Genomic DNA, 21,136 nt, shown 5'->3' with positions numbered 1-21,136 from the left:
ATCTTGATCTTTCGCTCTCGACTCAATTGTCTGGGGCAAGATCGCAGCCTCGTTGCACTCGACAGCTCCTACACAGCGCTCGCTCCCACAGGGGCCTTTGGCATTTACTCACCCACAAGCCTTGGGGAAGCTTCGCCATATTTACCCAGCAGCTTTAGCGTCACCCCGTTTGTCCAGCCGAAGCCGTCCTGCAGTTCATATTCGCCGCCTCCCCCGCCGTCACCGCGACCGGACAGATCGTATTTCTCCACCAGCTTGTTCTCCTTGCGGTAGAGGTTTTCGACTTGCTGCAAGAAGCGGCTGCCAATTTGCTGCGCCAGGGCGGTATGCCGGTATCGGTCCAACCCCTCCACCGCCACCCATTGCAACGGTGCCCAGCCATTGGGCTCGTCCCACTGCTGGCCATTGCTGACCTGGGTGGTGGCGATGCCGCCGGGGCGCAACAGGCCATTGCGTACCGCATCGGCGGTGCGATCGGCATGCTCGACAGACGCCAGGCCCGTATACAGCGGGAACAGCGTCGCGGCCGTGAGCTGCTGGCGCTGCTGGTTGCGTTGCCAGTCGTAGTCCACGTAGAAGCCTTTGTCGGCATTCCACAAGTGCTTCTCGATGGCACGCTGGCGCAGTTCGGCGCGCCGGCCGTAAGCCTGGACGCAAGGGGTGTTCTGCACCGTCTCGCAGGCTTTGGCGATGGTGTTTTCCAGATGATAGATCAGGCTATTCAGATCCACGGGCACGATAGCGGTGGTACGAATGCTCGCCAGGTTCTGGCCATCGTCCAACCAGCGCGAGCTGAAGTCCCAGCCACTTTCGGCGCCGGCGCGCAGGTCACGCCAGAGCTCTTCCTTGGGCCGGTCCGGCGCCTGCTCGGCGGTGCTGACATCTTGCAACCAGGATTCCTGTCGAGGCGTCGCGCTGGCATCCCAATAGCGGTTGAGCACACTGCCATCGGCGAGCTTGACCACATGTCGCTCAGCCGCGCCGGGCTTGAGTGCCTGGGCGCCTTCCATCCAATAGGCATACTCCTTCTGCAACTGGGGCAGGTATCGACCATAGGCCTGGTCACCTTCGATACGCGCCTGCAACTGCACCATGTAAGCAAAGAATGGCGGCTGCGACCGGCTCAGGTAGTAGGTGCGATTGCCGTTGGGAATGTGGCCGTAGGTGTCGATCATGTAGGCAAAGTTGTCGGTCATCTGGCGGACCTGGGCCTTATCACCGCTCTGCTCAAGCCCCAGCATGGTGAAATACGAATCCCAGTAATACATCTCGCGAAAACGCCCGCCGGGCACCACATAGGGCTGCGGCAAGGGCAACAAGCTGCTATAGGCCGGCACCTGCTTGTAGGTTCGGCTCAGTATCGGCCAGAGACTGTCGATGTGCTCCTCGATCGGAGCGCCGGGCTTGGGTGCCGGGCTTTCAGCTGCGCCGGATTCGATGAAATTGTCTTTCACGAAGGCCTTGATATCGAAGGCATCGCTGTTACGTCGGGCCAGGTAATCGGCGCGGATCTGCGCTGGATCACGGTTGGGCAGCGCGTCCACGAAATGCTTCTGGTCGGGGAACACCTGCTCGCGTTGCACCGCTTCAAAGAGTTCGGGATAGGCTTGGTCGGGGGGAAGATTGGCTCGTGCCTGGGCGTCGGCGTAGCTCCATGTAGCGGGCGGTTGGCTTGAACAGGCCACGCACAGCAGCGCGGCAAGGGAGAGGCTGGTGAGATCGATAGGTCGCATCAGAGGGTCCGTCCTGTTTTCGTTTCTGACAAACGAGTGACATGACGGGACGGGCCCGGGTTCATTAAATGCGCTCCGATAGCCCCAGTTCCAGTGGGAGCGAGCTCGCTCGCGATGACGGCGGTACATCCAACACCTGTCCAGGCTGACCCACCGCTTTCGCGAGCAAGCCCGCTCCCACCGGTTTCAACTGGCTGGCATCAGAACCAGGTTTCCATCTGGATGCCGTACTGCCAGACACCGCCGGCGTTGAAGTCAGTCTTGCCGAAGGAGTCCGTGGTGCTGTACCGGTCCAGGTCCGACGACCAGTTCATGACGCTGGCGAACAGGCGTAGCTCAGGGCGCGTGAGCAGATCGCCCAGGTCAGGCTTGAAGGTCGGGGCGACCGTGAACTTCCAGAAGTTACCGTCGACCGCATTGCGTTGCAGGTAGCCCTTGGGGTCCAGCTGCATGGTTTGCCAGCTCATCTCGTAGGCCATCTCGAAATTGCTGTTGATTTCGTTGGCCAACCGCACGTTCAGGGTCATCCAGCGGTAGTCGTCACCCTTGACGTAGCGATCCTTGCTTTGTTCAGCCAGCAGGCTTGGGCCGATGCGCCAGCCGGACGCTATAGGGGTCTCGCCGTAGAGCGCCAGACGCAGGGCACGGGCGTCGTCGATCAGTTCGCCATCCGAGCCAACGTTCTTGACCTCTGCCCCTAACCCTTGGCCATAGAGCAGCGCTGTCTTGAAGAAGCCTTCGCGGCCGAAAAAGTTTTTCTGGTGATTGGCGACCATCGTGTGCAAGCCGGAATCGGCTGGCGTCAGCCCCGCTTCATTGGTGCGGGTAGCGAAGTCGTTTTTCTTCGAGCCGATGGCGTTGAACATCCACTGCCACTGGCCACCGTCGAAAAACTGGTTGGAGGTCAGGATGTAGCTCTCCACATCGGCATTGACGCCACCCTCGCTGAAATCCCCGTAGTTGCGACCGATCAGTGAGTAGTTCGAGCGCCAGTCCTTGGTCATCTGCACATCGTAGATGCCACCGCCGGTGCCGGCCAGATAGACCACGTCAGAGTCCAGCCAGTGGATGTCGAAATTGTCCCTGTCGAAGCGCTTGCCGGCCCACAGGGTGGAATTTTCGAACATCGAGTTGCCCTTGAAGGCCGCCAGGTGATCGAGCTCGGTAAACACCTGGCGCACGTTCAGGTTGCTTTCCTCGGCGGTCCAGTCGTTGGAGCTCTCCACACCATCGGCGATGGACACCGTGAACTTGGAGCGGGTGCCGTTCTGCGCGTACAGCTCTTTCGACAGGTCGATGCGCATGTAGGTGTCGTCCTCGTTACCGAGTCGCCCGACAGCGCCACCCACAGAACCGGCCGGGGTGGTGTACGGACCGCCACGACCACCGCCCAACCCATCATTGATCAGCAACCCCGAACGGGCGTAGCCCTTGAAGCTGAAGCCGTCGGTGAGGTGGGCGCCACTGCCCTGCTTCTCTGAGCTTTGCTGACTGGCTTCGAGTTTTGCCAGACGGGCATCGAGCGTGGGGACCGTAGCGGCGGACGCCACCGGTTGTGTGGCGGGCGTGGCGCGTTTGATTTGTTGCAGTTCCCTGGCGAGCGCCTGGGTTTGCTGTTCGGCGGCGGCGGCACGTTTTTCCGCTGCGCTGGCACGGGCCTCGAACGCGGCCATGCGTTCTTCCAGCGTTGCGGCCTGAGAAGCGGTCGCCGCGGCGCCGAGCACGCTTGCGAGTAGCCAGCTTGATGCTTTCTGCATGTGGAATTTCCCTGTTTTGTTTTTATTGTTCTGTTGCCGCGACCGGCCTTTTTCGCCCTGGCTCTGAATTGTCAAACCTGAGCAAAAAAAGGATGCCTGATCGCAAATACACTGCTACATTTGGCGATGTTAACGTTAACTTTTCTAAAAACAAAAATAAAGAGGGCTTTATGAAACAGCTCAAATCGCTCCTTCCAGCGGCATTGCTCGGCCTGTGCGTCGGGTTTCCATCCCTCTCCACAGCCGCCAGCCTGACGATTTCCTGCGGTGCCGTGGGCGCTGAATTGCAGCTTTGCAAGGAGGCCGTCGAAGCGTGGTCGAAGCAGACCGGCAACAGCGTCGAAGTGGTTTCCACGCCTAACTCGGCGACCGAGCGGTTGTCGTTCTACCAGCAGATCCTCAGTGCGCAATCCAGCGACATCGACATCATCCAGATCGACATGGTGTGGCCGGGGATGCTGGCCAAGCACTTGATGGACCTGCGCGAGGTGCTTCCTGCCAACGCGACCCAGGGTTATTTCCAGGCCCAGGTGGATAACGCCACGGTGAACGGGCGCCTGGTGACCATGCCGTGGTTCACCGACTCGGGGCTGCTGTATTACCGCAAGGACCTGCTCGAGAAGTACAACAAGCCCGTGCCCCAGACCTGGGAAGAAATGACCACGACTGCCAGGGCTGTCCAGCAGGCCGAACGCGATGCCGGAAACGCCAATGCCTGGGGTTATGTATTCCAGGGACGCGCCTACGAAGGCCTGACGTGTAACGCACTGGAGTGGATCAGCAGCCAGCCGCAAGGTGGGCTGGTCAACGCGCAAGGCGACATCGTGGTCAACAGCCAGGCCTCGAGGGCGGCGTTGACCCTGGCCAAAAGCTGGGTCGGAGACATCGCCCCCCGTGGCGTGCTCAATTACACCGAGGAAGAAGGACGCGGCGTGTTCCAGTCGGGCAATGCGCTGTTCATGCGTAACTGGCCTTATGTCTGGGCCCTGGTGCAAAGCCAGGACAGCATCGTAAAGGATAAGGTCGGCGTCGCTCCCCTGCCCCGCGGCGGCGCGACGGGCACCCACGCGTCCACCCTCGGTGGCTGGGGCCTGGCAGTGTCGCGCTACAGCGCCAACCCCAAGCTCGCCGCCGAACTGGTGAGCTACCTGAGCAGCGCCCAACAACAGAAACACCGCGCCTTGGTTGGCGCCTATAACCCGGTGATCGAGTCGCTCTACCAGGATCCCGAGTTGCTCGCGGCCATGCCGTACTACAGCCAACTGCGCAGCATCCTCAATGATGGGGTCATGCGCCCCGCTTCAATCACCGCCGACCGCTATCCACGCGTCTCCAATGCCTTCTTCGATCAAGTGCACGGCGTGCTGGCGGGCGAACGGCCGGTGGATCAGGCGCTGGCCGAACTGGAAAGCGAACTCACGCGCATCAAACGCCGGAACTGGTAAGCCACAAGGAAGGAAATCACCATGTCTGTCTCCACGACACTCGCCCCCGGCGACGACGAGTACCTGCTCACACGGGAAACGCCGGTACAACGCCGTCGCGTTCGCGCCGCCTGGCTGTTCCTGAGCCCGATGTTGCTGTGCCTGGCCCTGGTGGCGGCCTGGCCGCTGCTGCGCACATTCTGGTTCAGCCTGACCGACGCCAGCCTGGCCGACACAAGCGATGCAACCTTTGTCGGCTTGAGCAATTATCTATTCCACAGCAGCACCGGCTGGTCAGGCATCCTGGTCGATCCACAGTGGTGGAACGCGGTGCGCAACACCTTGCATTTCACCGTGGTGTCAGTGGGGTTGGAGATCGTACTGGGGCTGCTGGTGGCATTGCTGCTGAACGTCAAGTTCACCGGACGCGCCCTGGTGCGGGCGCTGATCCTGATCCCCTGGGCGATCCCGACCATCGTCTCGGCGAAAATCTGGTCATGGATGCTCAACGACCAGTTCGGCATCATCAATCACCTGATGCTCGGCCTCGGCCTGATCGATGCGCCCCTGGCCTGGACAGCGGACGCGGACCTGTCGATGTGGGCAGTGATCATCGTTGACGTCTGGAAGACCGTGCCTTTCGTCACGCTGCTGATGCTGGCGGCCTTGCAGATGTTGCCCAGCGACTGCTACGAAGCCGCCAGGGTCGATGGCATTCACCCGGTGAAAGTGTTCTGGTGGGTCACGCTGCCGCTGCTGATGCCGGCCTTGCTGGTGGCGGCGATCTTTCGCATTCTCGATTCCTTGCGGGTGTTCGACGTCATCTATGTGTTGACCTCGAACTCATCGAGCACCATGAGCATGTCGGTCTATGCCCGCCAGCACCTGGTGGAATTCCAGGACGTCGGTTACGGCAGCGCCGCTTCGACCTTGCTGTTCCTGGTCGTGGCGGTCATCGCCATGGCTTACCTGTACCTCGGACGCCGTCAGCTGGAGGTTCGCTCATGAGCCCGCGCCTGCTGAAAAAAGCCCTGCTGCGCGCCGGGTTCTGGTGCCTGATCGGGATCTTGCTGCTGTATGCGGTCTTCCCGTTCTACTACGCCATCGTGACGTCGCTGAAGCCGTCCAGCGCCTTGTTCCAGGTGAGCTACTGGATCGACAACCCCGACTTCTCCAACTATGCCGCCGTGCTCAACCAGGCCTCGTTCCTGCGGGCCATCGGCAACTCGCTGGCTGTGGCGCTGTGCGTGGTCGCACTGGCGTTGTTCCTCAGCCTGACCGCCGCCTATGCCCTGGGCCGAGTGAAGTTTCGCGGACGCGGCGTGGTGTTGATGATGGTCCTGGGCGTCTCGATGTTTCCACAAGTCGCAGTGCTGTCGGGATTGTTCGAGGTGATCCGTGCCCTGGGCCTGTACAACACGTCCTGGGCGTTGATCCTGAGCTACACGATTTTCACCCTGCCCTTCACCGTCTGGGTGCTGACCACCTTCATGGGGCAACTGCCTCATGAGCTGGAAGAGGCCGCGATCATGGACGGTGCGTCACCCTGGGTCACGCTGACGCGCGTGCTGTTGCCGCTACTCTGGCCGGCACTGGTCACCACGGGGCTTTTGGCCTTCATCGCCGCCTGGAACGAGTTCCTGTTCGCCCTGACCTTCACCCTCACCGACTCGCAACGCACGGTCCCGGTCGCCATCGCGCTGATTTCCGGCGGCAGCCCCCATGAATTGCCTTGGGGCTTGTTGATGGCGGCGTCGGTGCTGGTCACGGTGCCATTGGTGATTCTGGTGCTGATCTTCCAGCGCCGCATCGTTTCCGGCCTCACTGCCGGTGCGTTAAAGGGTTGAGGCCCAACACAGACAAGAAAGGAACAGCATCGTGATCAAGTTGAAGCTGGACAACGTGAACAAACAATTGGGCGGCGCACGCATTCTTCGCGACGTCAGCCTGGAGATCTCGGCGGGTGAATTCGTGGTTTTCGTCGGCCCTTCGGGCTGCGGAAAGTCGACCTTGCTGCGGCTGATCGCCGGACTGGATTCGATCTGTGGCGGCGACCTGCTGATCGACGGACGCCGAGTCAATGACCTGGAACCGCGCGAGCGTGGCGTCGGCATGGTGTTCCAGTCCTATGCGCTGTACCCGCACATGAACGTCTACGACAACATCAGCTTCGGCCTCAAACTGGCCAAGACCGAAAAGACCAGCCTGCGCGAGCGGGTGCTGAAAACCGCGCAGATCCTGCAGTTGGACAAACTGCTGCAACGCAAGCCACGGGAACTGTCGGGTGGGCAGCGCCAGCGGGTGGCCATGGGCCGGGCCATGGCGCGGGAACCGGACATACTGCTGTTCGACGAGCCGCTGTCCAACCTCGACGCCTCCCTGCGCGTGCAGATGCGCAACGAAATCGCCCGGCTGCATGGACGACTGGGCTCGACCATGATCTACGTTACCCACGACCAGGTTGAAGCGATGACCCTGGCCGACAAGATTGTCGTGCTCAATGGCGGCCGCATTGAGCAGGTCGGCTCGCCGCGCGAACTCTATGAGCGTCCGGCCAGCCGCTTTGTCGCCGGTTTCCTCGGCTCGCCCAAGATGAACTTTCTGCCGGCACGCCTGCACACCCCAGGCGAGACCAGCCAGATCGATAGCCCTTTATTGGGCATGACGCCCCTGCCCTTCGACAGCGCCCACCTGGCGGCGAACAGCTCGCTGACCCTGGGGATTCGCCCGGAACACGTGTCGCTCAAAGCGGCGCAAGGCAGCGCTGGGGTTGTCGTGGTCGGGGTCGAATACCTGGGCAGCGAAACCTACGTGCACCTGGAGTCCGGCGAGGATGAACCGTTGATCTGTCGCTGCGAGGTCAACGCCGGATGGCAAGTGGGCGATCGGGTTGAACTGCAGCTGGCGTTCGGCAGCCTGCACCTGTTCGATGCGGATGGCACTGCCTTGAGACGCCATCCTGCTGTTATTGAAGTCCTCCCGGAGGACGCCCCGCAGCGCTCGCCAAAAGCAGGCGCCCTATGACTGTGTCCGTGAATGCCATGAACGCCCCCATGCCCTCCCCCCTTGAACATGCGCAGCAGGCGCTGAGTGAAGGTCAGTCTCGCGTCATCGACGATTATCGACCTGACTATCATCTGGCGCCTGTCGCGGGCTGGATGAACGACCCTAACGGGGTGGTGTTTTTCCGTGGCGAATATCACGTGTTCTACCAACACCACCCTTTCGATGCCAAATGGGGTCCGATGTATTGGGGCCACGCCAAGAGCGTCGACCTGGTCCATTGGCAGCATCTGCCCCTTGCCCTGGCGCCGGGGGATGACTTCGACCGCCACGGCTGTTTTTCCGGTAGCGCGGTGGTGTGTGGCGATACCCTGGCGCTGATCTACACCGGGCACACCTGGCTGGGAGAAGTGGGTGACGAACGCTTTATCCGCCAGGTCCAGTGCCTGGCCACCAGTGACGACGGCATCCGGTTCGTCAAGCATGGCGCCGTCATCGAGAACGCGCCGCAAGAAACGATCATGCACTTTCGCGACCCCAAGGTCTGGCAGGAGGACGGCTATTGGTTCCTGATTGCCGGCGCGCGCCTGGGCGACAAACCGCTGCTGCCGCTGTACCGCTCCACCGACCTGCGCACCTGGGAGTTCCTCGACTACGTGTCCAGCGGCAATGAGGTCGATGGCTACATGTGGGAATGCCCGGACCTGTTTCGCCTCAACGGGCGCGACGTGCTGCTGTATTCCCCCCAGGGCATGCAACCTGAAGGTTACGAACGGCTCAACAAGTACCAGACCGGTTATCGCATCGGCCGGCTCGACAGCGAATGGCACTTCAGCGGCGGGCCGTTCATCGAACTGGATAACGGCCACGATTTCTATGCTGCGCAAACGTTGGAGGCCGCCGATGGTCGGCGCCTGATGTGGGCCTGGCTGGACATGTGGGAAAGCCCGATGCCGAGCCAGGCCCATCACTGGTGCGGCATGCTCGGCCTGCCCCGCGAGCTTGAACTGCAGGGCGATCGCCTTGGCGTGTTCCCGGCACGGGAACTGACCGCGCTGCGTCAGGCGCCACTGCCGAGCATCACGCCGTGGGGCGAGTCGGGCAGCCGCTGGGTGCCGCAAGTGAACGGCGACAGGCTGGAAATCCATGTGCATCTGGATCTGCTCGGTTGCACCGAAGGCCATCTGGGCATCGCCTTGCGCTGCAGTGCCGATGAGCAGGAACAAACCCTGCTTTATTACGACGCGTCACTGCAACGCCTGGTGCTCGATCGCAGCCGTTCGGGTGCGCAAGTGAGCGGTCAGCGCAGCGTCACGATAGACCCGGCGCAAACGCAACTGCAGCTGCGGGTATTTCTCGATCGCTCGTCCATCGAGGTGTTTGAGGAAAACGGCCGCTTCAGCTTCAGCAGCCGCGTCTATCCGCGGCCCGACAGCCTCGGGGTGAAACTGTTGGCGAACGGGACGGGCGGGCGCGTCGCCATCCCCAAGGCATGGCCGCTGGACTCGGGCTGGCTATGAGTACCTTCATTCGAGTCGCGAGAAGCCAGGACCCTGTGTCATGATTCTGCGTCAACCTGACTGGCCGCACTTCGCATGACTTCCGTGAAAGACGTTGCACAGCTGGCCGGCGTATCCCTGATGACGGTTTCGCGCGCGCTCAACACGCCGGAAAAACTGAGCCCCGAAACCCTTCAGCGGGTACGTCGCGCCATTGATGAACTGCAATTCGTACCGAGCCTGTCAGCGCGCAGGATGCGCGGCGACAACCTGCAGGCGCGCACCATCGGAGTGTTCGCACTGGACACCGCGACAACGCCGTTTGCCGTCGAGTTGCTGCTGTCCATCGAACAGACCGCGCAGCAGGCAGGCTGGAACGTCTTCATCCTCAATCTGTTGAGCAACCCGCCCACCGACCAGAACATCGACCTGATGCTGTCGCACCGTCCCGACGGGTTGATCTTCAGTGCCATGGGATTGCGCCAGGTGAGCATTCCCGAGCGACTCAAGAGCAAGCCGCTGGTGCTCGCCAATTGCCTGGCCGATGACAGCCACCTGGTCAGTTATGTGCCGGATGATGAAGCCGGGCAGCATCGAGCCATGCAGCATGCGTTGAGCCAAGGCTATCGGCGTCCGCTGTGTATCAATTTGCCGAGGAAGAGTCTGGCCTGGGGCCTGCGCCAACGGGGCCTGCAACGTGCCTGTCAGGCCGTCGGCCTGGCGCCTGAGGCACTCCTGCAATACGACCTTTCCGATCACGACGCCTATGGTGAAACCGCCGCCATTCTCGACCGGCACATCATCGACGGGCGTCCGCAATTCGACATCCTGGTCTGCGGCAACGACCGCATCGCCTTTTGCGCCTATCAGCTGTTGCTGGGCCGCGGCCTGAAAATTCCCGACGATGTTGCGGTGCTCGGCTATGACAACATGATCGGCATCGCCGAACTGTTCATCCCGCCACTGACCACCGTACAACTGCCGTACTACGAGATCGGTCGCCAGGCGGCCCGACACCTGATCGAGAACCTCGAGGTAACGGGCGCCCAGCCGGTGGATTGCCCCCTGGTGGTCAGGGCGTCGCTATAGGACCGGCGAGGGAGCTCCTGTAGGCGCTGTGTAGGAGCGCTGTGTAGGAGCGCTGTGTAGGAGCTGTCGAGTGCAACGAGGCTGCGATCTTTCCCCTGGCAATTGAATCGAAAGCGAAAGATCAAGATCAAAAGATCGCAGCCTTCGGCAGCTCCTACAGGGATCTGTGGAGCTGTCGAGTGCAACGAGGCTGCGATCTTTCCACTGGCAATTGAATCGAAAGCGAAAGATCAAGATCAAAAGATCGCAGCCTTCGGCAGCTCCTACAGGGATCTGTGTAGGAGCTGTCGAGTGCAACGAGGCTGCGATCTTTCCACTGGCAATTGAATCAAAAGCAAAAGATCAAGATCAAAAGATCGCAGCCTTCGGCAGCTCCTACAGGGATCTGTGTAGGAGCTGTCGAGTGCAACGAGGCTGCGATCTTTCCACTGGCAATTGAATCGAAAGCAAAAGATCAAGATCAAAAGATCGCAGCCTTCGGCAGCTCCTACACAAGTCCAGCGGAAGCACGTTCTCATGAAACAAATGATCACTAAGGCTGCGTCACGGGCGATGGCGGCAGTGATGCGATGATCTGGGCGCGGCAAACCTCGAGGATCTCATCGGCCAGCGCGCAATCGTCCGGGCAGGCCCGTGACAACATGATCGCGCCGACGGCATGGGCCAACATGTCGAGCATTTTGGCCCTGATCGCTTCCTGCGGCGCGTCTTGCTCGGTCTCGTACCGGCTTTCGAGCGCGGCCAGCGTGTTTTCGATGCCGCTGGCAAAGGTAGCCTTCAGTTCGGGCGATTGACGGGCAGCGTCGCCACACAGTGCCGCCAAGGTGCAACCGCCGCCCCGGCCGTCACGGTGGTCCCTGGACACGTAAAGATCGACGAAACCAGGCACGTCGATGCCCGCATTGTCGGTCAGCGACTGCGCAAGGCTGTTGGCTGCCGCTTCGGCCATCAGGTCGGCCTTGGAACCGAAATGCTTGTAGAACCCGCCATGGGTGAAGCCGGCGGCCGCCATCAAGTCCGCCACACCCACGCCGTCAAAACCTCGCTCGCGAAACAAGACAGACGCCGTCTCGACGATGTGCTCCCGATTTGCCTGGGCCTGGGCCTTGGTCACCCTCATTTTTCACTCCCTCGTGCTGCTCGAAAATCATGCGCACATCATACATAGATGTCGAGCATAATCAAATTAGTTGACAGTTTAGATTTCGATCATCATCCTAATAAAAAGCCGCGCTCACTTCGGCAGGCTGCACGCGCTCCCTTTATCCAAACCGACGGAAACAAGACGCCATGACCGACCAGAACCTGTTCACGCCCTACACATTGGGTGATCTCACGCTTTCCAACCGAGTGGTCCTGGCACCGCTGACACGTAACCGTGCGGGGCAAGGTTTTGTACCGAGCGAGTTCGCTGCCACTTACTACAGCCAAAGAGCGTCGGCAGGCCTGCTGATCTCCGAGGCTTCACAGGTTTCCCAGCAAGGACAGGGTTATCAGGACACACCTGGGATCTACACCCAGGCGCAGATCGACGGCTGGCGCACCGTCACCGAGGCCGTGCATGCCAAAGGTGGGCGAATTTTCCTGCAACTGTGGCATGTCGGCCGCGTTTCCCACGTCGACCTGCAAGCGAACGGCGTCGCACCAGTGGCCCCCTCCGCCTTGCGTCCGGCGACCAAGGTATTCGTCAACAATAGTTTCGAGGACGTTTCCGAACCGCGAGCGCTGGACATCAGCGAGTTACCCGGGATCATCAACGATTTTCGCCAGGCGGCGGCGAACGCCATCGCGGCAGGGTTTGACGGCGTGGAGATCCACGGCGCGAACGGCTATCTGCTGGACCAGTTCATCAAGGACGGTGCCAACGTGCGCACCGATGCCTACGGCGGCTCGATTGAAAATCGTGCTCGCCTGCTGCTGGAAGTGACCGCGGCAGTGGTGGAAGAAGTCGGCGCCAACCGCACCGGCCTGCGCATCTCGCCGGTCTCGCCGGCCAATGGTGTGTCCAGCAGCGCACCACAGGCCCAGTTCGACTACCTGGTCGAACAGCTCAACGCTCTCGACATCGTTTACCTGCACGTGGTCGAAGGCGCGACAGGTGGGCCGCGCGACGTTGCGCCCTTCGACTTTGCCGCCTTGCGCCAACGCTTCAAAAACACCTACATCGCCAACAACGGCTACGACCTGGACTTGGCCACCTCACGACTCGTCGAAGACAAGGCTGACCTGATCGCCTTCGGCCGGCCGTTCATCGGCAATCCGGACCTGGTGGAGCGGCTCAGAACCGGTTCGCCTTTGTCGGCATTCAACCCCGCTACCCTCTACGGTGGCGGTGCGACGGGCTACATCGACTATCCAACGCTCGCTGAATCCAGCGCGCGGTAACACTGGCAAGACCCGACTGCGCGCCTGAACAACAGCGCGCGACTCGCTCATCAATACCTTGAAGAAGAGAATCTCCCATGGACACTCGCACAACCGTTCTCATCACTGGCGCCTCCACCGGCATTGGCGCTGTCTATGCCCAGCGCTTTGCGCAACGTGGACACCCTCTCGTCCTGGTCGCCCGCGACAGCGCGCGCCTGGAAGCGCTGGCCGCCAAGCTGCGCAGCGAACATAACGTTGTCGTGGATATTCTCCAGGCCGACCTGACCCAGATCGGCGACCTGACCACCGTCGAAACCCGGCTGCGCGATGACGCCGACATCGGCATCCTGGTCAATAACGCCGGTGCTGCCCAATCCGGGACCTTCATCGAACAATCGACCGACAGCGTCGCGCACCTGGTGTCGCTCAATACCACCGCGCTGGTGCGGCTGGCCAGCGCCATCGCCCCACGCCTGGTCAAAGCGGGTGACGGCGCGATTATCAATATTGGCTCCGTCGTGGGCCTGGCACCGGAGTTCGGTATGTCGGTCTACGGCGCGACCAAGGCGTTCGTGCTGTTTCTCTCCCAGGGACTCAGCCTGGAACTCGCCCCAAAAGGCGTCTACGTTCAAGCTGTCCTGCCAGCGGCCACCCGTACCGAAATCTGGGAACGCGCGGGCATCGATATCAACACCCTGAATGAAGTCATGGAAGTCGCTGACCTGGTCGATGCCGCGCTGGTCGGTTTTGATCGTCGCGAGCCGGTGACCATCCCGCCCTTGCATGAAGAAGCACGCTGGGATGCCTTGCAGGCCGCGCGTCAAGGCCTGCTCGGGCAAATCCGGCAGTCCCATGTTGCCGAACGTTATCAAGACCCGGCGTGATCATCGTTTAGCGGGCGCCGGCGCGAAGGACAGCGCCGGTGTTTCTGGGTGCCGGGCCAGATGATCACTGCGCTGCATCCCTTAGAAGAGCAAAACACCATGAAGGCATTTTTAATCGACCGCTACGGCAAGAGCAGTGGCCGTATAGGCGATGTACCGGCCCCTGACGTGGGAGAGCACGACGTTCTGGTCCGCGTGCAGGCCGCCAGCGTCAACCTGCTGGATTCAAAGATCCGCAAAGGCGAATTCAAACTGATCCTGCCCTACTCATTTCCCTTGGTATTGGGTCATGACGTGGCCGGTGTCGTGGTTCGTGTGGGCTCCCGTGTCCAGCATTTCAAAGCGGGCGATGAAGTCTATGCCCGCGCCCCGGATGGGCACATCGGCACCTTCGCCGAGCAGATTTCAGTGAACGAAAACGCCCTGGCCATGAAACCGGCAAACATCAGCATGGAAGAAGCCGCCGCCCTGCCCTTGGTCGCCCTGACCGCCTGGCAGGTACTGGTTGAAACCGCACGACTGAAGAAAGGCCAAAAGGTCTTCATCCAGGCCGGTTCAGGTGGCGTCGGCACCCTCGCCATCCAGCTTGCCAAGCACTTGGGCGCCTTCGTTGCGACCAGCACCAGCACCGGCAATGTGCCGTGGGTCAAAGCCCTCGGCGCGGACATTGTCATCGATTACATGCAACAGGATTTCGCCAACGTCCTGCAGGACTATGACGTCGTGTTGAACAGCCTGGGCGCCGATGAGCTGGAGAAATCGCTGAAGATCCTCAAACCTGGCGGCCAGCTCATTTCCATCTCGGGACCACCCACCCCACAGTTCGCCCAGGCCCAGGGATTTTCCTGGGTGCTGAGACTGATCATGGGCCTGTTGAGCCGCGGTATACGCCGCAAGGCCCGCCGAAAAGGTGTGGGCTACGCCTTCGTGTTCATGCGTGCCAGCGGTCCTCAACTGCGTGAAATCACCACGCTCGTCGAGTCCGGCAGCATCAAGCCGGTGATTGATCGGTCCTTCTCCTTCGATGCGACGGCCGATGCCTTGAGCTACGTCGAGCAAGGACGCTCCAAAGGCAAGGTCGTCATCAACGTCCGCTCAGGAATGGCCGATGAGTGAAACCGTATCCACCCCAGACAGCGACCAGGATCCAGCAACAGAGGTGACCCCTTCGGCCCCGGCCCCCTTGGAGGAAGACAAGGAGGAGCAAGACTTCGGTGCGCCAGTGATCGTCTGGCGCACGTTGATGCTCGAGCAATGAAGCGTGACCTCATTCGCCTCATGGCCGAATGAACGACGCCTCCTGCGCTGCCATTGTCCGAAGCAGCGGAGCCACCCGCAGGCCTCGCTCAGGAAGTAAGGCCGCCCAGCCGGCAAGCGCCTCGACGATCCCAGGCAAGCCAACCCGGTCGGCGTGGTAAAGCAGCCCGCCCCGGTAACGGGGAAAGGCGTAGCCGTGAATCCAGACGAGGTCGATGTCATTGGGGCTGTCGACGATACCTTGTTCAAGCAAGTGCGCGGCCTCATTGATCATGGCGAACAGGCACCTGTCGAGAATTTCCTCATCGTCAATTGCACGCGGCTCGATACCACGGTTTTGTCGATGCGCCACGAGCATCCTGGCCACATACGGGTCCGGCAGGCCCCGACGCTGGCCTTCCTCGTATCGGTAGTAACCGGCCGCCGTTTTCTGTCCGAGACGCCCCGCCTCATGCAGCTGCTCGATCCAGTTGCAACGACGTTCCGATGCGTTCAGTTGATCGACCCGGCCCTGCCGGTTTCGCCAAGCGATGTCCACGCCCGCCAGGTCACGCAGTTCGAAGGGCCCCATGGGGAAACCGAACTGCCGGATGACCCGGTCCACGTCCTCCGGGGCCGCCCCCTCCTCCAGCAGGAAACCCGCCTCGCGCTCGCGCACGGCCAGCAAACGGTTGCCGACAAAACCATAGCAATTGCCCACGGCGACAGCAGTCTTGCCCAGTCGTCCGCCCAATTGCAGCACCGTTGCCAGGACATCAGGTTGCACCTGAGGCGTCCTGACCACCTCAAGCAGCTTCATGACATGTGCCGGGCTGAAGAAGTGCATGCCGATGACATCGCCCGGGCGGGTGGTCACGCCAGCAATGGCCTCGATATCGAGGTACGAGGTATTCGTCGCGAGGATCGCACCCGGCCTGGCGAAGCGGTCCAGTTGCCTGAACACGGCCTGCTTGACGGCGAGGTCTTCGAACACGGCTTCGATAATCAGGTCAGCGCTGGCAACACCCTCAATGCTTGAGTCGAACTCGATCAGCGTGGCACGTCGGGCGGCTTCGTCGGTATCTAGTCGACCTTTTTCCACGGCGCTGGTGAAGTAGCGGTCGATGGTCGTGCGACCGCGCTCCAGGGCTTCGGGTTGCGTATCGATCAGGCGTGTAGAAATGCCAGCGTTGGCCAGGCACAGCGCAATGCCGCTGCCCATGGTGCCCGCGCCAATCACGGCGACCACATCAATGGGGCGTGTGGGGGCTTGCCTGGCCAATGCACGACATCTGGAGGCCAGGTCCCGCTCGGCAAAGAACACGTGCCGCAACGCCTTGGCCTGCTCGCTATGGCGACGAGCGATGAAGCGTTCACGCTCGTTCGCCATTCCCTCGGCGAAGGGCAACTGCCAGGCGTCTTGCAGCGCTTGCAGGGCGATGGCAGGGGCCTCCTGGCCCGCTGCCTTGCGAATGATCGCCTGGGCGCGTTCGTTGAAAAGCTGTGGGTCGAATGGCACGACCGACAGGTCGCAGGACCGAGGGGTGGGCTTGCCCATGATCTCCCTGGCGAAGTCGCTGGCACACGCCAGTACCGACGCATCGCCCAATCTATCCAGCAAACCGATCGCCAGTGCTTGTGCCGCGCCGATACGTTCGCCCTCCAGCACCATCGCCAGTGCCACCTCCATGCCGCACAACCGTGGCAAGCGCTGCGTGCCCCCCGCTCCGGGTATCAGGCCCAGGCTGACTTCCGGCAAGGCGAACTGCGCATCCGGTGCGGCCACTCGGTAATGGCAGGCCAGGGCCAGTTCGAGCCCACCCCCGAACGCCGAGCCATGCAGCGCCGCAACGACGGGTTTCGACGCCTGTTCGATCGCGGCCAACACGTCAGGAAGATGAGGTGCCTGCAGGGGCAGGTCAAACTCCTTGATATCGGCCCCAGCGACGAATGTCCGCCCCTGGCACGCAATGACGATCGCCTTGATGGCGCTGTCGGCCAACGCTTCTTGCAGCCTTTCGAGCAACTGTTCCCGAACCTCCTGCGACAGGGCATTGACCGGTGGATTGTCGATGATGACCTGGCCGACATCACCTTCACGTTGGAGCACTACAGTGGCGTGCATCGGTTACCTCCCGTTGAATGGCTTGGATTACAGAAGCGACAGTGGGTAGCTGACGATCACGCGCACATCGTCAGCGTCCCGGGCGAAGTCCGCTCGATAGGTGGCGCTGCGCACCCGCATGCTCATGCCTTTCATCGAACCGTTCTGCACCACGTATTGCAGTTCGACGTCGAGCTCGCGTTCACCATCGGCGTCCGCGCCCGTCACGTCGGCCCGACTGCCGCGCAGGTAACGAGTCATGAAGCTCAGGCCTGGGACGCCGACCGTGGCGAGGTCGAAGTCATAGCGTGCCTGCCAGGAGCGTTCGTCCTTCTCGGCAAAGTCGCCCATCTGGACGAAGTTCACCAGGTAAGGATCGGTGCCGGCCACGTAGGGAAACGCTGAATTTCCGGACATCTTCTGGTAACCCAGCCCAAACGAATGGCCTTTGAGCTTGTAAGTGCCCAAGGCACTGAAGGCGCGGTTATCAATACGACCGCCACGCGCCTGGCCGTCGCTGTCACTGTCGAAAAAGCGCACATCGCTGGTGAAGCTGCCCCAGTCGCCTTTCCTGCGGTCGGTCAGGCCCAGGAAGCGCTGCTTGTAGACGTCTTCCAGGACGGCGTATTGGGCAATCAGGTCGGTCGTCGCACTTGCATGGAAGGTCCCACCGATGAGGTTGAAATCGCCGCCATCAAGGGGGCCGCTGAAGCGGCGGTTCTTGTTGTTCAGCTCAAGACCGGTGGAGCCCGACTGATCCCTGTACACCGTGCCCTGGATCCGTGCCGCGGTGAGTTCAAGGGGCTTCCATTCGTTGACCTGCACCTGGGTGCCTTCAAAGGTCTGCGGCAACAAACGACCGTTGTTGGCGGCCAGGGTCGGCCATTTCGGCAGCAAGGTCCCGACCCGTAACTGGCTCTGCGAGACCTTGACCTTGAGGGTGCCGCCGGCCTTGGAATAATTATCGGGTACATCACCGTCGTCCTGGACCGGCAGCAGGCCGGTGCCGGCACGCCCCGGCCCCGAATCAAGCTTGACGCCCAGCATGCCGATCGCATCGACACCGAACCCGACGACGCCAGGGGTGAAGCCGGACTCATAACGCAGGATAAAACCCTGGGCCCATTCCTGGCGTTTTGACTGGCCCGTGCCCTCGCGAAAATCCCGGCTCATATAGAAATTGCGCATTTCCAGGGAGGCCTTGCTGTCTTCGAAGAAGCCTTCGGCGCCTGCCATGGGCAAATACGCGGCAAAGCCCATCCCTGCCGCGCAGAGCGGCATTGTTTTTATTGATTTCATGACTGCTTACCGAGAAGAAGCCGAGCGCTGCCAATGTGTTCCTTGAAGCGCCGGCCGGGTGAAATTCAAACGCGCTTCAGCGCACCTGGGTCAGGTAGTCCTGGGCCTTGCCGGGGATTTTTTCGTTCTGGACCGCACCCAGGAACTTGATCGCGCGCTCCACGTCGGTATCCGTCAGGTACGGGGTCTTCGGGAACGACTTGCGATTGCTTTCCCAGGCGGCGGCATAGACCTTGTCGTTCACGCCGTCGAAGCGACTGCGCACGGCTTTCATGGCTTGCTGCGGCTGTTCGTTGATCATCTGAGTGGCATCGCCCAAGGCGGCCAGGAAGGCTTTTACGATGGCCGGGTTGTCTTCGGCCCATTGCCGACGAGCACTGAGGGCGATCGAGGGATAACCATCCAGCTCGGCGACCATGCCCTCGGACATGTCCAGCAAGGTGAAGCCGTTCTGGTCAATAACCGCGCTATCTGAGGCCGGCGATGACAGGGCAAAGCCATCGATCTTGCCTTGGGCGAACGCCGCCAGCATTGCCGCGCCGTTGTTGAGGTAAAGCAGCGTGAAATCCTTTTCCGATTCCAGATGGGCCTGTTGGCCAAGGAAGCGCACCAGGAAATCGGCGCTGCCACCGGCTCCGCTCACCGCCAGGCGCAGGCCCTTGAACGCGGCCAGCCGTTGCGCGACGGTGGAGCTGGCATTGAGGCCAAGCCGATCGGCCACTTCCTGGCGAATGACCACATTGCTGGCGTATTGGCCGACCATGCGCCCCAAGAGCGTGATGTCTGCGCCCTTGATCTTGGCATTGATCGCATTCTGGGTGGCGCATGAGCAGAACTGCACCGAACGGCTGGCCAGCCCCGACGCCGCCGCACCGCCGCCCTTGAACTTCACCAGTTCGATGTCCAGGCCGTGTTTTTCGAACAGGCCACCGTCGAGTGCGACGAACAGCGGCATGTGCACGAAACCTTCCGTGCCCAAGGCGACCTTGATGCTCTCGGCAGCTTGCGCCTGGAGCGAGACAGCACCGAGTACGACGCTGAGTCCTAAAGCAGAAATAAAACCTTTGATAGACATGATGCGACCCTCTGTTTTTGTTGTTGTGATGGTGTTGCTCAGACCGAGATTTCTCGCTCGTCCTGTTCTTTCTTCCACGGCATCAGGTACGTCTCCAACGCACGAACCGCCGCCTGGAGCAGCAGCGCCAGGGCGATGATGGCGATCAGCGCGGCGAATACGCCGGCCGTGTCCAGTTGCCCCGCCGCGTCCTGCAACAGGTAGCCCAGGCCACGGTTGGCAGCCATGATCTCGCCGACGATGGCACCGATCAGGGCATAGGGCACCGACAGCTTGAGGCCGGTGAACACCCACTGGATGGCCGACGGCAGCACGACCTTGGTGATCAGGTGGTGCTCTTTGGCGCCCATCAGGCGCAGGATCTCCAATTGCTCGCGCTCCACCGCGCGGACACCGCTGTAGGTGTTGAGGAACACCAGGAAGAACACGATGGTGGCGGTCAGGATGATCTTCATTTCGATGCCGATCCCGAACCACATGATGAACAGCGGCGCGAGGGCAACTTTCGGCAGGCTGTAGATGGAAGTCAGGATCGGGTCCAGCAGCTTGGCGAGCAGCGCGTTGCGCCCCAGGATCAAGCCCACCGTGATGCCTGCCAGGGCACCGAAGAAAAAGCCCGCCAGGGTTTCCACGACGGTGATCCAGCCGTGGGAGAACAGTCGGCCACTGGCGACCAGCTCAATGAAGCGCCGGCCGATTTCCAATGGCGAGCTGACGAAAAACGGATCCACCAAGGGACCGGAAGCGAACTGCCAGGACAAAAAAATCGCTGCGAAGATGGCGAGACGACCGAGAAAGATATTCATGTGCAAGGTTCTCCAGGGCTGGGACTTCAGGCGTCGTGATCCGGCGTGATGATTTCCCACAGGTCGCCACAAAGTTGGTGGTAACGCGGGTTCTTGCGCAGCTGGATGATGTTGCGATCGTCACCCAAGGGAATGGGCACATCGCGCACGATGGTGCCCGGGCGACCGGAGAACACCAGGCAGCGATCGCCCAGGGCCACGGCTTCGTCCAGGTCATGGGTGACGAACAACACGGTTTTCTTGAGCTGGCGACTGAGCTTGAACAGCTCCGTCTGCATGCGGATGCGCAGTTGCGCATCCAGTGCGGCAAACGGCTCGTCCATCAGCAGCGTTTCCGGGTCATAGGCCAGCAAGCGCGCCAGGGCGGCGCGCTTGCGCATGCCACCGGAAAGCTGGCTCGGGTAGGCCTTTTCGTGTCCATCGAGGCCGACAAGGGTCAACAACTCGCGGATTCGCGCTTCACGCTTGGCCTTGGGCACACCCTGGATTTCCAAGGGAACGGCGATGTTGCCGGCCACATCCCGCCACGGCAGGAGATGGTCGCTCTGGGTCATGTAACCGGTGCGACCGTTGATGCCTTGCACGGCCTCGCCTCGGTACAGTACCTCGCCAGTGGTGGGACAAAACAGACCGGCGACCATGTTGAGCAAGGTCGACTTGCCGCAGCCGGAAGGGCCGATGATGGTCACCAACTGGCCTTGCTGGATGTCGACATTGATGCTGTGGGATGCCTGCTTGGCGACGCCTTTGACCGTGAAGGACTTGGACACGTCACGGAAAGAAACCACCGTCGGGGCGGTCACCGTGGCGCTGATCGGGGCACTGCGCGACTGGATGGCAATATGGGGACTGTTCATAGA

The 21,136-nt window shown here is 61.3% G+C and carries 18 protein-coding genes; 10 read left to right on the top strand and 8 right to left on the bottom strand.

Features of this window, described 5'->3' with window-relative positions; genetic code table 11:
• Positions 1-104: 104 nt before the first annotated feature.
• On the bottom strand, positions 105-1,733 hold the full coding sequence (gene treA, locus AC09SL_RS05045; protein WP_058546113.1) for an alpha,alpha-trehalase TreA: 1,629 nt from the start codon (positions 1,731-1,733) through the stop codon (positions 105-107).
• A gap of 200 nt (positions 1,734-1,933) precedes the next feature.
• Positions 1,934-3,490, bottom strand: coding sequence for a carbohydrate porin (locus AC09SL_RS05040; protein WP_058546114.1), 1,557 nt, complete (start codon positions 3,488-3,490; stop codon positions 1,934-1,936).
• A gap of 170 nt (positions 3,491-3,660) precedes the next feature.
• On the opposite strand from AC09SL_RS05040, the gene AC09SL_RS05035 reads away from it, so the two are divergent.
• From AC09SL_RS05035 to AC09SL_RS05010, 6 genes are all read left to right on the top strand, one after another.
• Positions 3,661-4,935: an ABC transporter substrate-binding protein gene (locus AC09SL_RS05035; protein WP_058546115.1), complete on the top strand. Its 1,275-nt coding sequence runs from the start codon at positions 3,661-3,663 to the stop codon at positions 4,933-4,935.
• A gap of 21 nt (positions 4,936-4,956) precedes the next feature.
• Positions 4,957-5,922, top strand: coding sequence for a carbohydrate ABC transporter permease (locus AC09SL_RS05030; protein WP_058546116.1), 966 nt, complete (start codon positions 4,957-4,959; stop codon positions 5,920-5,922).
• On the top strand, positions 5,919-6,761 hold the full coding sequence (locus tag AC09SL_RS05025; protein ID WP_058546117.1) for a carbohydrate ABC transporter permease: 843 nt from the start codon (positions 5,919-5,921) through the stop codon (positions 6,759-6,761). Before AC09SL_RS05030 ends, AC09SL_RS05025 begins: the two co-directional genes overlap by 4 nt.
• 31 nt (positions 6,762-6,792) lie before the next feature.
• Positions 6,793-7,938 carry an ABC transporter ATP-binding protein gene (locus tag AC09SL_RS05020; RefSeq protein WP_064106803.1) on the top strand — a complete coding sequence of 382 codons (1,146 nt, stop codon included), beginning with the start codon at positions 6,793-6,795 and terminating at the stop codon, positions 7,936-7,938.
• Positions 7,935-9,437, top strand: a complete 1,503-nt coding sequence (locus tag AC09SL_RS05015; protein ID WP_193034290.1) for a glycoside hydrolase family 32 protein — start codon at positions 7,935-7,937, stop codon at positions 9,435-9,437. Before AC09SL_RS05020 ends, AC09SL_RS05015 begins: the two co-directional genes overlap by 4 nt.
• A gap of 75 nt (positions 9,438-9,512) precedes the next feature.
• On the top strand, positions 9,513-10,505 hold the full coding sequence (locus AC09SL_RS05010) for a LacI family DNA-binding transcriptional regulator (RefSeq protein WP_058546119.1): 993 nt from the start codon (positions 9,513-9,515) through the stop codon (positions 10,503-10,505).
• Between the two features lie 532 nt (positions 10,506-11,037).
• On the opposite strand, the gene AC09SL_RS05005 is transcribed toward AC09SL_RS05010, so the two are convergent.
• Positions 11,038-11,625 (bottom strand): TetR/AcrR family transcriptional regulator, encoded by a 588-nt coding sequence (locus AC09SL_RS05005; RefSeq protein ID WP_058546120.1) that lies wholly within the window; start codon positions 11,623-11,625, stop codon positions 11,038-11,040.
• Positions 11,626-11,795: 170 nt separating this feature from the next.
• Between AC09SL_RS05005 and AC09SL_RS05000 the strand changes: the two genes are divergently transcribed.
• The 4 genes from AC09SL_RS05000 to AC09SL_RS04985 all read left to right on the top strand — a co-directional run bounded on the left by AC09SL_RS05000 (position 11,796) and on the right by AC09SL_RS04985 (position 15,014).
• Positions 11,796-12,890: an alkene reductase gene (locus tag AC09SL_RS05000; RefSeq protein WP_058546121.1), complete on the top strand. Its 1,095-nt coding sequence runs from the start codon at positions 11,796-11,798 to the stop codon at positions 12,888-12,890.
• Positions 12,891-12,967: 77 nt separating this feature from the next.
• The gene (locus AC09SL_RS04995; RefSeq protein ID WP_058546122.1) at positions 12,968-13,756 is read left to right on the top strand and encodes an SDR family NAD(P)-dependent oxidoreductase; all 789 of its coding nucleotides are present in this window, start codon (positions 12,968-12,970) and stop codon (positions 13,754-13,756) included.
• Between the two features lie 99 nt (positions 13,757-13,855).
• Entirely contained in the window at positions 13,856-14,872 is a 1,017-nt protein-coding gene (locus AC09SL_RS04990) for an NADP-dependent oxidoreductase (protein WP_058546130.1), read from the top strand.
• Positions 14,865-15,014 carry a hypothetical protein gene (locus tag AC09SL_RS04985; protein ID WP_155742062.1) on the top strand — a complete coding sequence of 50 codons (150 nt, stop codon included), beginning with the start codon at positions 14,865-14,867 and terminating at the stop codon, positions 15,012-15,014. Before AC09SL_RS04990 ends, AC09SL_RS04985 begins: the two co-directional genes overlap by 8 nt.
• 18 nt (positions 15,015-15,032) lie before the next feature.
• Here the strand turns inward: AC09SL_RS04985 and AC09SL_RS04980 are convergent, their stop codons facing one another.
• From AC09SL_RS04980 to AC09SL_RS04960, 5 genes are all read right to left on the bottom strand, one after another.
• A complete protein-coding gene (locus AC09SL_RS04980; RefSeq protein ID WP_058546123.1) occupies positions 15,033-17,117 on the bottom strand; it encodes a 3-hydroxyacyl-CoA dehydrogenase NAD-binding domain-containing protein in 2,085 nt (694 codons plus the stop codon).
• Between the two features lie 27 nt (positions 17,118-17,144).
• Positions 17,145-18,395, bottom strand: a complete 1,251-nt coding sequence (locus AC09SL_RS04975) for an OprD family porin (RefSeq protein WP_058546124.1) — start codon at positions 18,393-18,395, stop codon at positions 17,145-17,147.
• A gap of 76 nt (positions 18,396-18,471) precedes the next feature.
• A complete protein-coding gene (locus AC09SL_RS04970) occupies positions 18,472-19,470 on the bottom strand; it encodes an ABC transporter substrate-binding protein (protein WP_058546125.1) in 999 nt (332 codons plus the stop codon).
• 38 nt (positions 19,471-19,508) lie between these two features.
• On the bottom strand, positions 19,509-20,276 hold the full coding sequence (locus AC09SL_RS04965; RefSeq protein ID WP_058546126.1) for an ABC transporter permease: 768 nt from the start codon (positions 20,274-20,276) through the stop codon (positions 19,509-19,511).
• A 26-nt stretch (positions 20,277-20,302) separates the two neighbouring features.
• Complete coding sequence (locus AC09SL_RS04960) at positions 20,303-21,133, bottom strand: ABC transporter ATP-binding protein (RefSeq protein WP_081264401.1); 831 nt, start codon at positions 21,131-21,133, stop codon at positions 20,303-20,305.
• Positions 21,134-21,136: the final 3 nt, after the last annotated feature.

The sequence above is a fragment of the Pseudomonas sp. PF05 genome (assembly GCF_056521845.1).
The sequence above is the reverse complement of the archived record's forward strand: the minus strand, read 5'-3'. Positions and strand labels throughout refer to the sequence as shown.